Genomic DNA, 12,549 nt, shown 5'->3' with positions numbered 1-12,549 from the left:
ACGCCTAGGCGAGCCGCGCCGGGATCTCCGCGAGCAAGCTCCCGAGCCGTTCCGCCAGTGCCGCGCCGCAGCCCAGCAAGGGCGCGCGCAGCTCGTCGCCGATCAGTCCCTGGCGCGCCAGGCCGGCCTTGACCGGCGCCGGGTTGGGTTCGGCGAAGGCCGCACGGATCAACGGCAACAGCGCGAAGAAGTTGGCCCGGGCCGCTTCCAGCCGGCCCTCGACGACCTGCCGGTGAAGCGCGACGAAGCGCTGTGGGTGCAGGTGCGCGGAGGCGGCGATGGCACCGCTGGCGCCCAGGCAGAAGGCGTTGAACATTTGCAGGTCTTCGCCGGCGAGCACCGCCACCTGGCCGTCTGCCAGCAATGCCAGGGTGTTTTCCAGGCTGCCGCCGCAGTCCTTGATCGCGGCGATGCGCGGGTGGTCGACGATCCGTCGCAGGGTTTCCAGTTCCATGCGCACACCGGTGCGATAGGGAATGTCGTAGACGATCAGCGGCACGCTGGACGCGTCGGCGACCCCATGGAAGAAGCGCACCAGCGCCTCCTGGGAGGGGCGGATGTAGTAGGGCGCCGGCACCAGCAGGCCGGCGATCGGACGCTCTAGCACTTCGCGCTGGAAGGCCAGCAGTTGCGCCTGGTTGTTGCCGGCCAGCCCCATCGCCACGCGCTCCGGCGCCACCCGTTCGAGCACGGCGTCGAGCAATTGCAGCTGTTCGCCGTGTTCGAGCGCCGCGGCTTCGCCGGTGGTACCGCAGACCACGACCCCGGCGACACCGGCATTCAGCAGGTGGTCGAGCAGGCGCGGCAGCGCGGCGAAGTCGATCTCGCCATGGCGGAACGGCGTGACCAGTGGGACCCAGATACCTTGGAACGATGACATGACTCTCTCCTGGTGGCTGACCGTCTTGTCGGCGTCAGGAGGGCGGAAGGGGTTCGGCGGGAGGCGGGAGCGCCTGCGTGTCCTGTCAGCTCACCTGACGGGACAGCACGCCCCGGTCAAATGAGCGACTGTTTCTTCGATTTCTTCGCGGCAACGGCACGGCCCCGAGCCTTGGCGCCGGGGCCAAGCGGAAAACGCTCGAAGTCGAAGGACAGGGACATGCCGTGGAATACCGGAAAAAGGGGGACGGGCAATTTCTACGGGCTGCGCGGCGCGCTGTCAACCGCGTCGCGGGTTCAGGCCAGTTGCGCCGGGTCGAGCATGTCGCTTTCGAAGGTCATCCAGCCGCCGTTCTCGCTGGCCGCGCCGTCGAGGATCGGGCCGTAGTAGGTGAGGCCGATGGTCAGGCTGAAGCAGATGTGGGTAGCGTTCTCCGGGGCGTCCAGCTGGCCTTCGAAGTGCAGCTTGAGCACGCCCGGCTCGACGCTTTCCAGGCCGATGGCGACGTTCGGGTTGTCCACGGCCTCGCTTTCGCGGCCGCGTTGCTCGGCGCTGACGGTGAGGGTCACGGTGTCTCGGTACATGTCTTGCTCCAGTTGGCGTGGGGCCGGCGTCGCCAGCGCGGCGGACAGACTACTGGCAGACGCGCCGGCTGGCCAGTGCTGGCTGCGGTAGGCGCCGCGCGGGGCCTGGGAATCATTCGCCGGCGGCGCAGTCCAACTGCGCATCACCAACCAACCCCCGAGGGGATGATGAAGCTACCCGTGCTCGCTGTATTGGGCGCCGCGCTGCTGTTGAGCGCCTGCGCGAAGAAGGAGGCCGAGGCCTGTGCCTCGCCGGACGTGAAAGACCAACTGATGCGGATCTTCCTCCAGGGCGCGATCACCGAGCGCTCGCCGGAGTTCAAGGACAGCGCGCTGCGCGACGTGGCGATCCTCGAGAAGGATCCCGACAGCGGCGTGCTGTCCTGCGTCGGCACCCTCAGCGTGCCGGCCGGTCAGCAGGTGGTCGAGGGCGTCCTGCAATACCGCATCGCCCCGGTGGCCAAGTCCGACTACGACTACCTGCTGCTGGATACCGCCGGCGCCAACACCACCGCCCTGGCGCAGCGCCTGAACAAGGCGCTCGGCCAGTGATCGCGCGCCTCGCTCAGGGTACGCCGTTGCGGCCGTGGGCGAGGAAGCCGGGACGGGCGCCGAGGCGCTCGTAATAGGCGCGCACCGCTGGCAGCGACGGATGCTCGAACGGCGTCTCGTACCAGCGGTTGACCGACAGGCCGATGGCGATGTCGGCCAGGCTGAAGGTCTCGCCGGCGACATAGGCGCCAGTGCGTAGCAGTTGTCCCTCGAGGATTTCCATGAAGCCCGTCCAGCCGCGCAACGAAGCCTCCACCTGGGCCGCGTCGCGGTGCGCCGGCGACTGCCGGACCAGGCTCATGAAGGCATAGCTCCACGAGCGGTTGAGGTCGGAGGCCTGCCAGTCCAGCCACTGGTCGACCCGCGCGCGCGGCGCCGCCTGCTGCGGATAGAGGCGTTCGCCGGCATAGCGGTTGGCCAGGTAGCGGATGATGCTGTTGGATTCCCAGAGCACCAGTTCGCCGTCGCGCAGCACCGGCACCATGGCGTTCGGGTTGAGGGCGAGGAATTCCGCCGCGTGGGTGTCGCGGAAGCCGCTGCCCCAGTCTTCGCGGCGGTAGGGCAGGTCCAGTTCGGCGCAGGTCCAGAGCACCTTGCGCACGTTGATCGAAGAGGCCTTTCCGAGAATCTCCAGCATGGCGATGGCGCGTCCTTGGGCGGATAGGAAGGCTCCGAGTATACGGGCCGATCCCGCCGACGGGGAGCGGCTCGAGCGGGGGCGCCGGCTAGGCGCCGCTGGCTTGCCGGCGGCCCGGGCGGCGGCGCGCCCAGAGGGCGAAGTAGAGCCAGCCGATGACGAACGATGGCGCCACGCTCGCCAATGGATGCGGCGTGCCCGAGAGCCAGTGCAGCGCGGCCATCGGCGCGGTCAGCAGGAGCACCACCAGCAGGGGCGCCTGGCGTTGCGCAAGGTCGTGGCGGCGGCCGAGACATTGCAACAGGTACAGGCCGAAGCGCGTCGCCAGGAGACTCGCGGCGCCCTGGAGCAGGGCGGCGACGCCCATCCCGGCCAGGCCGCCGTCCTGGTTGGCATAGGCCGCCCAGGCGCCGTAGAGCACCGCGGCCGGCAGCGCCGCCAGCCACGGGTCGTCGGAGCGCTGCGCGAGTCCGCTCACCGGATGATCCTCTGCTGCACGTAGGGTTCGGCACCGGGCGCGAGGCGGACCATGCAGAGGATCTGGTCGCTGCTGCCGACGTGGGCGACGAAGTGGTCGTTGGTCCTGGCGTGGCTGGACATCGCCATGCGCGGGAAGAAATCCGGGGCGACGCTGCGTTGCCCGCCGGGTATCAGGCCGGTTTCCGCATCCAGGCGCAGGTTGGCGGACAGCGTGCCGACCACGTCGCGGGCCAGGTCGACCATGTCCGGGCTCTGGCGCGGCGCTTCCAGGTCCGGGTACAGCGTCGCTCCCGGGATCCGCGCGCTGAGGGCGCGGAACATGTTGTAGACCACAGGGTTGTAGGTCTTCGCCACGATCAGTGGCGGCAGCCCGCCGTTGCGCTCGCTGACCTGGCGCAGGAAGAACTGGTTGATCCGCTTGAACAGGCTGGTGCGGTGGTAGCGGTCGACCACCATCGCTGTCCACAGGTAGAGGAAACGCGTCGCGCCGCGGACGAAGTCCTTCGCGCCCAGGATGCCGATGATCCGTTCGCCCTCCGGATCGGTCGCCAGTACCAGGTGGTCGTAGGTCTCGAAGATATCCGGCTGGTTGCCGAAGTATTGCAGCACGTCGAACTGCGGCATTCCCTCTTGCAGGTCGGCGACTATCTTGCGCTTGAAGCCCTCGGGGAACTGCCGTTCGCGGCTGGAGTAGTCGAGGTCGAAGGCGTTTTTCTGCGGATCGCTGGTCATGGTCGTGGCTCGCCGGAGGAAGAGGCTGAAGGGCGCAGGACCAACTGGCGGTCCGTCGCGTCGGGGGCGTCGTCGGCGATACGGATGTACGCGCCGCGGGCCCAGAGTTCGTTGAGATCGGTGGCGCCGTCGAACGGCAGGCCGGAATTGCGGGTGGACAGCGCGTAGCGCGAGTTGTCGAAGTCCGCCAGGTCGATGACCATCCGCAGGGTCGCGGCGATCCGTGTGTTGAACGGGTTGGCCGGGTCGCTGTAGTCGAAGCGCCCGACGTTGACGCTGAAGTTGTCGCCGCCCTTGTTGTTCTTCAGGTCGAACAGCGCGCGCAACGGGGTCTTGTGGAAGGGCACGTGCTCGGCGAGGGCGGCGTGCGCCTCGCCCCACTTCCAGCCGCTCGGCGCGCTTCCGTGGGCGGCTCGCAGTTCGTCGAGGGCGCGGCGCAGCGACTGGTTCAGCTTGAGGTCGCAGCCTTGTTCCTGGCCGCACCAGAAGCGCAGATCGGCCTGGCCGTCGAGGATCAGCCGGAGGAATCCGTCGTAGTTGCGCTGGTTCCAGCCGCTGGCCAGCAACTGCGTGCCGATCCTCGGTTGCAGCAGCTCGCGGGTGAAGGCGCGTACCCAGTAGCCGGCGATCAGTGGCGCGGCCAGGTCGGCGGCGGCCTGGTGGTTCCAGCCCTGGAGCAGGGCGAAGGCCTCGCTGGCGCGCAGTTCGGGGTCGCTGACCTGCTCCAGCATCTTCGGCAACAGGCTCGCCATCACGCTGGAGAACTCGTCGTTCTGCAACTCCAGGCTGTCTTCCAGGGTGCGCTGGCCGGGGCCGCCGAGCCACTCGCGGATACGGTCGTAGCGGTAGGGCAGGACCCAGTCGTGGCCGAAGTCGAAGGCATTGTCGGGCGGCACGATGCGCTGGTTCGCCGTGGCGATGAACCCTTCGCGCGGGTTGAGGCTGCGTGGCTTGGCGCTTTCCGGTACGTAGCCGACCCAGTCGTAGCGGCTCTCCCAGCCGGGCGAGGGGGCCAGGCCATGGAGGTCGTCGTCGGCGCCGCGGAGCGGTACGCGACCGGCGGAGATGTAGCCGATGTTGCCCTCGACGTCGGCATAGACCATGTTCTGCGGCGGTACGCCGAAGTCGGCGGCGGCGTCGAGGAACTGTTCCCAGCCTTCGGCCCGGTTGATCGCCAGCAGGCTCGGGAAGGTCTTGTCGTGACGGTCGAGGCCGGTCCAGGCGAGGGCGATCACCAGCCGGTCGCGCTGCGCCTGCGGCAGCCGCGCCGGTTCGTAGATGTCGCTTATCACCGGGCCGTGGCGGGTGCTGCGGACCTCCAGCGAGACCGGCTCGCCGTCGCGCACGGCGATGCGTTCCAGGCGCGTCTCGAAGGGCCGGTAGCCGTCCGGGGTCAGGTAGCGCCGCGGGTCCTGGGGATCGACGCGCTCCAGGTAGGCGTCCTGGATGTGCGAGCCGGTATTGGTGTAGCCCCAGGCGATGCGCTGGTTATGGCCGATGACGAACAGCGGGGCGCCGGCGAAGTTGGCGCCGGTGAGGCTCAGGCCGGGGATCTTCAGGCTGGCCAGGTAGAAGGCCGCCGGGTTGGTCAGGCGCAGGTGCGGATCGTTGGCCAGCAGCGGCTTGCCGGTGGCGCTGCGGCTGGCGGAGACCACCCAGTTGTTCGAACCGATGCCCTCGACGTTGGAACCGGGCAGTTGCCCCAGCAGCTTGCCGGCGTCCGGCGTGCCGTGCAGGGAGCGGTACAGGCTGGCGTAGTCGCGGGTGGCCGGCGGCCGCTCGCCCGGATAGGGGGCGAACACCTCGTTGATCCGCGCCAGGTCCAGGTGCTCGGCCAGCGCCAGGCGCTGCAACTGCATGCCCAGGTTGGCGCTCAGGGTCCAGGAATAGAGCAGGTGCAGGGACAGGCTGTCCACCGGCCCCCAGGGCCCCGGCCGTTCGTGGCGCACCAGGCTGAATTCCAGCGGCAGCGCCGCCGGGGCCAGTTCCAGGTAGGCGTTGATCCCGTCGCTGTAGCGTTGCAGCAGGACGCGCGTGGGCGCGTCCAGGTTGGCGTAGATGCCCTCGGCGGTGCGTCGGAAGCCCAGGGTGCGGGCGAACCTGTCCATCGGCAGGGTCTTGGCGCCGAACACTTCGGAGAGCGTCCCGCCGGCATAGCGGCGGGCGAACTCCATCTGCCACAGGCGATCCCTGGCGTGGCTGTAGCCGAGCAGGAAATAGCCGTCCTCCAGGCTCTGCGCGCGGATATGCGGGACGCCGGCGGCGTCCCAGGCGATCCGCCCCTCGTGTTCCAGGCCATGGCCGACCTGGATCTCGCCGTACTTGAAGCCCAGCGGGACGGCCAGCAGGTAGACCGCGCAGGCCAGTAGCCCCAGCAGCAGGCCGCCGAGGGACAGGCGCCAGGCGTAACGTGCGTTCTTCGACATCGCTTCGAGTCTCCACGCCGACGGGTCAATAGACCCGCCGGTTCCGGTCCGCATGGCGACTGACGAAGAACACCAGCGAGACGCGCTCGCCGGCGGTCACCTGCTGGACCTCGTGGGGATAGCTGCAGTCGCTGATGATCACCGAGCGCGGCTCCGGCTTGATGTCGTTGCGCAGGTTGCCGTCGCGGTCGTAGACCACGAACTGGCCGCCGGAGAAGTAGGTGCCGAGCTGCAGGACGATGGAGTACTGGTAGTCCGGGTTGCTGTCGGTATCCAGGTGCCGGCCGATGAACGAGCCGGCCTTCATCCGGTTCACCTGCATGCGCCGGACGTAGAAGGCGTCGTCGCCCATCAGCTTGCGGAACAGGCTCATCACGTTGTCGTTGCAGACGCGCGGGATGATCAGCTCCGACAGCGCATGGTTGACCACCGTGGGACGGTCGCGGTCGGTCATGAAACGGGCCACGTAGAGGTCGTTCTCCTCGTCGGCGTCGCCGATCAGGATCTTCTCCCACGGCAGGGTCGAGTTGGCCAGGACCTGGTTCATCAGTTCCCAGTCCTGCTCGTCGTAGAGCGCGTCGCTGGGGGTGATATAGGCGCAGCCGTTGGCTGCCAGGCTCTGGGTGATCTGGGCAATCTGAGTATTCATGGGGTTTCCTGTGTGATCAGGCGGTAGCCTGGGATGCGGGTTGGTTGGTGTGGGGCTGGTTGGCGGCATCGGTCTCCGGAGCGAGCCGGGCATGGTTCTCGCGGTACCAGTCGACGATTCCGAACGGGTCCGACTGGCCGCGGCAGAGGTGGTCGCGCAGGATCAGGAAGTTCTCCCACATGCCCCAGGTCTCGGTCATCGGGCCGAACTTCGAGGGGCGCGCCTCGTTGGCCGCGCGCTCCGGCGCGATGCGCCAGAAGTTCACTCCCGGCTTGCGATGGTGGAAGTCGTGGCTGGGCAGGTCCTGCATGAAGGAGAACACCCGCAGCGGGATGTCGATCAGCAGCACGCCCAGGCTCCAGCGAACGAACGCCAGGGCGAAGGCCAGGCCCTGCTTGTCGGCCGGGTAGGGGCGGCCGAGGAAGCGTCCCCAGCTCAGCGAGCCGTAGTGCAGGAAGCGCGGCAGGCCGTGCTCGTTGCGGGCGAACCAGAGGTGCTCGGAGACGTGCTGGATCCACGACGAGTACTGGGTGAGGATGAAGATCGGGAACAGGTAGAACAGCGCGAACGCCTCCAGGTAGCCGCTGGCGTACACCAGGCCGAGCAGCGCAGCCCAGTAGAGCGCCCGGCTGACGCGCTCGTGGCGCGGGGCGGAGACGAAGCTGACGTCGAAACGGAACTTCAGGTGCTCGAGGATCCGCGCCGGATGGAAGGGCGCGAGCACCAGGCGGGTCCAGAAGGCGCTCTCGGACATGCCCTTGTAGAAGCCGTGCTGTTTCATGAAGACCAGGTCGACGTCGTGCTCGGTATTGAAGGTGCGCACGCTGTGGTGTTCGTTCACGTGCAGCTTCACGTACTCGTCGCGCGGGGTGTGCAGGATCGGGATCGACAGGATCCACTTGCAGGTGAAGCGGGCCAGCGCCTTGTTCTCCAGGCTGGCGCCATGGGTGGTGTAGTGGAAGGTATGGAGGAAGCCACGCTGGCGGTTGACCACCAGGCACATGATCAGCGCGCCCAACAGGCACTTCAGCCACAGTGGCTGCTGCGAGGCGAGCAGTTGCTGGCCGTAGATCACCGCGAGGAAGAACACCGCGTAGCCCCAACTGATGTGCAGGTAGAGCTGCCAGGGCTTGAGCAGGGTGTCTTTCGGCCGTCGCGGCGGGCGGTCGTTCAGCGACTTGCCGGTGACCCAGGTCCAGAACGGCTGGCAGGGCAGGTCCTTGTAGGTACGGCGCACGTCGATGCCGTATCCGTACTTGGAGTATCGGGTCTTGAACAGTTCATCTTGCATGGCGCAGGCGCTCCCTCGTTACAGGTAGTCGGTTCGGATGTAGAGCGTCGGGACGGTCGCGAAGAACGAGTAGAACGGCTCCATCCGGTAGTGATCGACGGCCAGCACGACGAAGTTGTCGAAGCGCTCGCCGAAGAGTTTTCCCATCAATGCGTACTCGGCGGCCTGGGAGACGAAGCTGGCCCAGATCTGCTCGCGCGACTGGCTGGCGAACCATTTCTCGTAGAGCGGCAGGCGCGACAGGAAGATCGATTCCAGGGCCGGGTAGTCCAGCCCGGTCTGGCCGTAGTCGCCCTGTTCCAGGCGCTGGACGATCTCGCCGTGGGCCCGGTGCCAGCCGTCCTCGCCGCCGCACATCTCGAAGAACGAGCAGGTCGCGGCCGGGCAGGGCAGGGCCCCGGCGATCCGCTCGAGCTGGCGCTCGACCTTGCCGAGGAAACCCTCGCGGGTCTCGCCGGTGGCGGGGTTGCGGTTGAACGATAGGTACTCGAACTCGCCGCCGAGGATCGCGTGGCGGATTTCCACCTGGCGCGCCCTGGCCAGCTCCGCCACCGCCTGGCCGGCGCTGACCAGCTTGGCGCCGGCCAGGCCGGGCTGGTCGCCGACTCGCTCGAAGGTGTAGCGCGGCTTGCCCTCGGCATCGCTGGAGTGCGAGTAGTCCGGGCATACCGCGCTCACCAGGTGCAACGGACGGCCTTCGCCAGCGGCGCGCTCCAGCGCCTCAACCAGGCCGCGCAGGGCCCGCTCGCTGGGCGGCATGACGTTGCCGGCGGCCAGCCAGCGCTCGATGTCGCGAGCGTGGCGGTCGAGCTGCGGGATGTCCGGATGCTTGAGCTCCAGCTCGCTCTTGGCGTTGACCGCATCGGCCAGGAGCAGGGTGGTCAGGGACGGGATGCGTCCCTTGCTCTTGAATCGGTGGATGTTGGTGACCACCGAGTTGCCCTGGCGCAGCTTGAAGTCGAATTCCTGGTGGCGCGACTGGAGGATCAGGTAGAACAGGTAGTTGCTGAACGGCAGCTCGCGCGCGCCGTGGGAGATGCGCAGCTCCAGATACCTGCGTTTCAGTTCGCCGAGGCGCGTTTCCAGTTGCGCATAGGTATGGTCGGGGACCACTTCGGCGAGGGGGAGGCCATACGAGATGGATTTCAATATGTTCCGGCTGAGACGGGAATCGATGTCTGGAATCATGGCGTTCACCTGACGTCGGGCTTGACCAGGACGGGGGCGGGCTGGGTTTTTCCGGGGAGGCTGTGCACGTCGCGGAACAGCAGCATGTCGACGAACTGCTGCTCCTTGTCGCCGGCGAAGCCCTGCGGCTCGTCGATGCGGCGGGGGTTCTCGTAGGTGCCGAACAACATGTCCCAGATCGGGAAGTCGCTGTAGTTGCACTCGTGGCGGTCGCGCTGGTGGTGGATGCGGTGCATCTCCGGGCGCTGGAACAGGTAGCCGAGGACGTGCGGGGTGCGCAGGTTCGAGTGGTAGAACATCTCGCCGAGCGCGGCGAACATGATGTAGTAGGCGCCGGCCTCGATGCTGATGCCCATCACCACGTAGGCGACGAAGCTGCCCAGCAGCGAGTTGAAGACCATCTCGGTCGGATGCTTGTAGAAGGAGGTGAATACCTCGATGCGTTGCGGCGCGTGGTGCAACTGGTGGAACAGCCGCCAGAGCGTGTCGTTGGCGTGGCGCGCGCGATGCCACCAGTAGGTGACGAAGGTGTTGACGAAGTAGGCGGCGAAGCCGGCCAGCAGTGGTGGCAGGGCATCCGAGGTGTGCAGCAGGCTGTGCCCCATCATCCATTTGTTCCAGGTGATGCCGGCGAGCAGGGCGATCGACACCTGGACGATGTTGAGGAAGATCACCCGGGCCACCCAGGTGCTCACCTTGGGCAATTTCCAGCCGGGAACCAACTGTTCCAGCATGAAGATGAATAGCGCCACTCCGATCAAGTAATAAATCATATTTATCTCCTCTTCCTTAGGGGCGGACGCCATGCGGAACTTTCATCGATACGAAAGGCCAGCGTCCTGTTTATTGTCTGAAGCACTTCTCGGCAGGCTGCGGTTATCGCTTCGCTATATTCGGAAGGCGATCTCGGTCAGGCGTGGATAGCTTGTCCATGGTCGAATGGAGCGCTCTTTTTAATTGCCTCAGAATGCGCTTCGTGAAAATCGGCACGGACAATGAAATGCCTGGTCGAATTAAATTGTCACAGCCCGGCAGGGACAACCTGCCCTTCCGGGCAGGTATCTGCGGAGAGATAGGGGGGGAAGTATGTAGTTGCCATTTCTGGTCCCCGGGGAGCCTCGTCGACGAGGCCCGCCATGGGCCAAGGTTTGTTGTCGGGAGGCTCTCCCGACGACGATGGAGCGTGCGAGAAGAACAATGAGAAAGACCGCCGTGAGGCCCATCGGAGAGCCGTTCTACGGTTTCCGCAAAGATCCGGGGCGCCGTCCCCTCCAGCCCAGCGCAGTTCCTGCGCGGCGCCTCGTGTCCGTGCTCATCGAGAAGTTCTCTTCAGCCTCGTTTCGTCGTCGCCCGGCGGGCGGCGAATGGGCTCGACCTCGTCCGGAACACCCGCACAGGGCCGGTGGCGATATGTACTTCCAGGTCCGGCTTGATAAAGGGAATTGTCATGAGTGGATAAGACGGAAACAAAAAAGAATAAAAACGCTGAAGAACCGAATCCTGCCGGGATCGATTGTTGACTGGTGAAGCTGGCATGCATGATGAGAGAGAGGGATATCTCGAGATTTTGTCAAGAATAACAACCGAGGAAGAGTTCTTCTCCCTGGTTCTCGAGATATGCGGTAATTATGGATTCGAATTCTTTTCATTCGGTGCGCGGGCGCCTTTCCCGCTGACCGCACCTAAATATCATTTCCTGTCCAATTACCCAGGGGAATGGAAAAGCAGATATATCTCCGAAGACTACACATCCATCGACCCGATCGTGCGCCATGGTCTCCTGGAATACACCCCGCTGATCTGGAATGGCGAAGACTTCCAGGAGAACCGTTTCTTCTGGGAGGAAGCGCTGCATCACGGCATCCGTCACGGCTGGTCGATCCCGGTCCGCGGCAAGTACGGGCTGATCAGCATGCTGTCCCTGGTGCGTTCCAGCGAGAGCATCGCCGCCACGGAAATCCTGGAGAAGGAATCCTTCCTGCTCTGGATCACCAGCATGCTGCAGGCTACCTTCGGCGACCTGCTGGCGCCGCGCATCGTCCCGGAAAGCAATGTGCGCCTGACCGCCAGGGAAACCGAGATGCTCAAGTGGACCGCGGTGGGCAAGACCTACGGCGAGATCGGCCTGATCCTGTCGATCGACCAGCGCACGGTGAAGTTCCATATCGTCAATGCGATGCGCAAGCTCAACTCCAGCAACAAGGCGGAGGCCACCATGAAGGCTTACGCCATCGGCCTGCTCAACTGAATCGACGCCTCGTCGCCTAGCGAGGCCGCCGCGCAAGCGTCCGGCCATTCACCGAATGGCCGGATAGCGTTTGCGCCGGTCGCCTGAGCGCAGCCTTCCCACCGGCAGCGTTTCCCCGCTGCCCCCTTCGCCATTGCGCCCGTCCTCCTGTTGTCCGGCACGCTAGTGCAACTTTCCGGGCGCTTGGCAAACCGGCCAAAGAATAGAACGGAATCGTTGCCCCACACCTGTAATTTTTAAGGGGTTATGGCTATTGCAAAAAAGCGTTTATAAGTTTGTCCCCTGTCAAATCTGGTTACAACTGGGTTTCAGGCGAAACATTCGGTCATGGCAATTCGGCATTAGTTGAAACTTTGGAGACGCTCCGAAGCGGGCAACTTTTGCCCGGAAAAAGCTTCACGGCAATTTCTCCGGCCTGTCATCCCGATGTCTTCTTTCCGGTATGAATGCCAGTCGATTCGAACTGGCGGAGATTCGCACCATGCGAGAGTACCAACGGTTGAAAGGGTTTACCGACAACCTGGAATTGCGTCGGCGCAACCGTGCCACGGTCGAGCACTACATGCGCATGAAGGGGGCCGAACGGTTGCAGCGGCACAGCCTGTTCGTCGAGGACGGCTGCGCCGGCAACTGGACCACGGAAAGCGGCGAACCCCTGGTTTTCCGGGGCCATGAGAGCCTCAGGCGGCTCGCCGAGTGGCTCGAGCGCTGCTTCCCCGACTGGGAGTGGCACAACGTGCGGATCTTCGAGACCGAGGATCCGAACCACTTCTGGGTCGAGTGCGACGGGCGCGGCAAGGCGCTGGTCCCGGGGTATCCGCAGGGCTATTGCGAGAACCACTACATCCATTCCTTCGAACTCGAGAACGGCCGGATAAAACG

13 protein-coding genes are annotated in these 12,549 nt (G+C 65.5%); 3 read left to right on the top strand and 10 right to left on the bottom strand.

The window, feature by feature from the left end:
* Positions 1-4: 4 nt before the first annotated feature.
* Positions 5-880, bottom strand: coding sequence for a 4-hydroxy-tetrahydrodipicolinate synthase (dapA, locus tag ACTJJX_RS33700; protein WP_016851731.1), 876 nt, complete (start codon positions 878-880; stop codon positions 5-7).
* A gap of 296 nt (positions 881-1,176) precedes the next feature.
* Positions 1,177-1,464 (bottom strand): hypothetical protein, encoded by a 288-nt coding sequence (locus ACTJJX_RS33695; RefSeq protein WP_003088136.1) that lies wholly within the window; start codon positions 1,462-1,464, stop codon positions 1,177-1,179.
* Between the two features lie 165 nt (positions 1,465-1,629).
* Between ACTJJX_RS33695 and ACTJJX_RS33690 the strand changes: the two genes are divergently transcribed.
* On the top strand, positions 1,630-2,016 hold the full coding sequence (locus tag ACTJJX_RS33690) for a hypothetical protein (protein ID WP_003115740.1): 387 nt from the start codon (positions 1,630-1,632) through the stop codon (positions 2,014-2,016).
* Between the two features lie 13 nt (positions 2,017-2,029).
* On the opposite strand, the gene ACTJJX_RS33685 is transcribed toward ACTJJX_RS33690, so the two are convergent.
* The 8 genes from ACTJJX_RS33685 to ACTJJX_RS33650 all read right to left on the bottom strand — a co-directional run bounded on the left by ACTJJX_RS33685 (position 2,030) and on the right by ACTJJX_RS33650 (position 10,192).
* Entirely contained in the window at positions 2,030-2,653 is a 624-nt protein-coding gene (locus ACTJJX_RS33685; RefSeq protein WP_003088140.1) for a glutathione S-transferase family protein, read from the bottom strand.
* A gap of 88 nt (positions 2,654-2,741) precedes the next feature.
* Positions 2,742-3,131, bottom strand: coding sequence for a hypothetical protein (locus ACTJJX_RS33680; protein ID WP_023082486.1), 390 nt, complete (start codon positions 3,129-3,131; stop codon positions 2,742-2,744).
* The gene (locus ACTJJX_RS33675) at positions 3,128-3,865 is read right to left on the bottom strand and encodes a hypothetical protein (protein WP_009876284.1); all 738 of its coding nucleotides are present in this window, start codon (positions 3,863-3,865) and stop codon (positions 3,128-3,130) included. Before ACTJJX_RS33675 ends, ACTJJX_RS33680 begins: the two co-directional genes overlap by 4 nt.
* A complete protein-coding gene (locus ACTJJX_RS33670) occupies positions 3,862-6,291 on the bottom strand; it encodes a penicillin acylase family protein (RefSeq protein ID WP_016851730.1) in 2,430 nt (809 codons plus the stop codon). The genes ACTJJX_RS33675 and ACTJJX_RS33670 overlap by 4 nt, the downstream gene beginning before the upstream one ends.
* 25 nt (positions 6,292-6,316) lie before the next feature.
* Positions 6,317-6,940, bottom strand: a complete 624-nt coding sequence (locus tag ACTJJX_RS33665; RefSeq protein WP_003102697.1) for a 2OG-Fe(II) oxygenase — start codon at positions 6,938-6,940, stop codon at positions 6,317-6,319.
* 16 nt (positions 6,941-6,956) lie between these two features.
* Entirely contained in the window at positions 6,957-8,231 is a 1,275-nt protein-coding gene (locus tag ACTJJX_RS33660; RefSeq protein ID WP_003102695.1) for a fatty acid desaturase, read from the bottom strand.
* Positions 8,232-8,249: 18 nt separating this feature from the next.
* Positions 8,250-9,419, bottom strand: a complete 1,170-nt coding sequence (locus tag ACTJJX_RS33655; protein ID WP_003088150.1) for a hypothetical protein — start codon at positions 9,417-9,419, stop codon at positions 8,250-8,252.
* 5 nt (positions 9,420-9,424) lie between these two features.
* Positions 9,425-10,192, bottom strand: a complete 768-nt coding sequence (locus ACTJJX_RS33650) for a sterol desaturase family protein (protein ID WP_003102692.1) — start codon at positions 10,190-10,192, stop codon at positions 9,425-9,427.
* Between the two features lie 761 nt (positions 10,193-10,953).
* On the opposite strand from ACTJJX_RS33650, the gene qscR reads away from it, so the two are divergent.
* The gene (gene qscR / locus ACTJJX_RS33645; protein ID WP_003118960.1) at positions 10,954-11,667 is read left to right on the top strand and encodes a quorum-sensing transcriptional repressor QscR; all 714 of its coding nucleotides are present in this window, start codon (positions 10,954-10,956) and stop codon (positions 11,665-11,667) included.
* Between the two features lie 481 nt (positions 11,668-12,148).
* The coding region (phzA, locus tag ACTJJX_RS33640) for a phenazine biosynthesis protein PhzA (RefSeq protein WP_033873893.1) at positions 12,149-12,549 on the top strand (401 nt) is incomplete at its 3' end.

This window comes from Pseudomonas sp. 22490 (assembly GCF_052044465.1).
GTDB classification, from domain to species: Bacteria; Pseudomonadota; Gammaproteobacteria; order Pseudomonadales; family Pseudomonadaceae; genus Pseudomonas; species Pseudomonas aeruginosa.
This window is presented reverse-complemented; position numbering and strand designations above follow the sequence as displayed.

Excerpts from the sequence above, each read along its gene's own strand:
- ACTJJX_RS33670 (WP_016851730.1), bottom strand. The coding sequence starts at position 6,291 with ATGTCGAAGAACGCACGTTACGCCTGGCGCCTGTCCCTCGGCGGCCTG.
- ACTJJX_RS33660 (WP_003102695.1), bottom strand. The coding sequence starts at position 8,231 with ATGCAAGATGAACTGTTCAAGACCCGATACTCCAAGTACGGATACGGC.
- ACTJJX_RS33655 (WP_003088150.1), bottom strand. The coding sequence starts at position 9,419 with ATGATTCCAGACATCGATTCCCGTCTCAGCCGGAACATATTGAAATCC.
- ACTJJX_RS33690 (WP_003115740.1), top strand. The coding sequence starts at position 1,630 with ATGATGAAGCTACCCGTGCTCGCTGTATTGGGCGCCGCGCTGCTGTTG.
- ACTJJX_RS33685 (WP_003088140.1), bottom strand. The coding sequence starts at position 2,653 with ATGCTGGAGATTCTCGGAAAGGCCTCTTCGATCAACGTGCGCAAGGTG.
- dapA (WP_016851731.1), bottom strand. The coding sequence starts at position 880 with ATGTCATCGTTCCAAGGTATCTGGGTCCCACTGGTCACGCCGTTCCGC.
- ACTJJX_RS33675 (WP_009876284.1), bottom strand. The coding sequence starts at position 3,865 with ATGACCAGCGATCCGCAGAAAAACGCCTTCGACCTCGACTACTCCAGC.
- ACTJJX_RS33665 (WP_003102697.1), bottom strand. The coding sequence starts at position 6,940 with ATGAATACTCAGATTGCCCAGATCACCCAGAGCCTGGCAGCCAACGGC.
- ACTJJX_RS33695 (WP_003088136.1), bottom strand. The coding sequence starts at position 1,464 with ATGTACCGAGACACCGTGACCCTCACCGTCAGCGCCGAGCAACGCGGC.
- ACTJJX_RS33650 (WP_003102692.1), bottom strand. The coding sequence starts at position 10,192 with ATGATTTATTACTTGATCGGAGTGGCGCTATTCATCTTCATGCTGGAA.
- qscR (WP_003118960.1), top strand. The coding sequence starts at position 10,954 with ATGCATGATGAGAGAGAGGGATATCTCGAGATTTTGTCAAGAATAACA.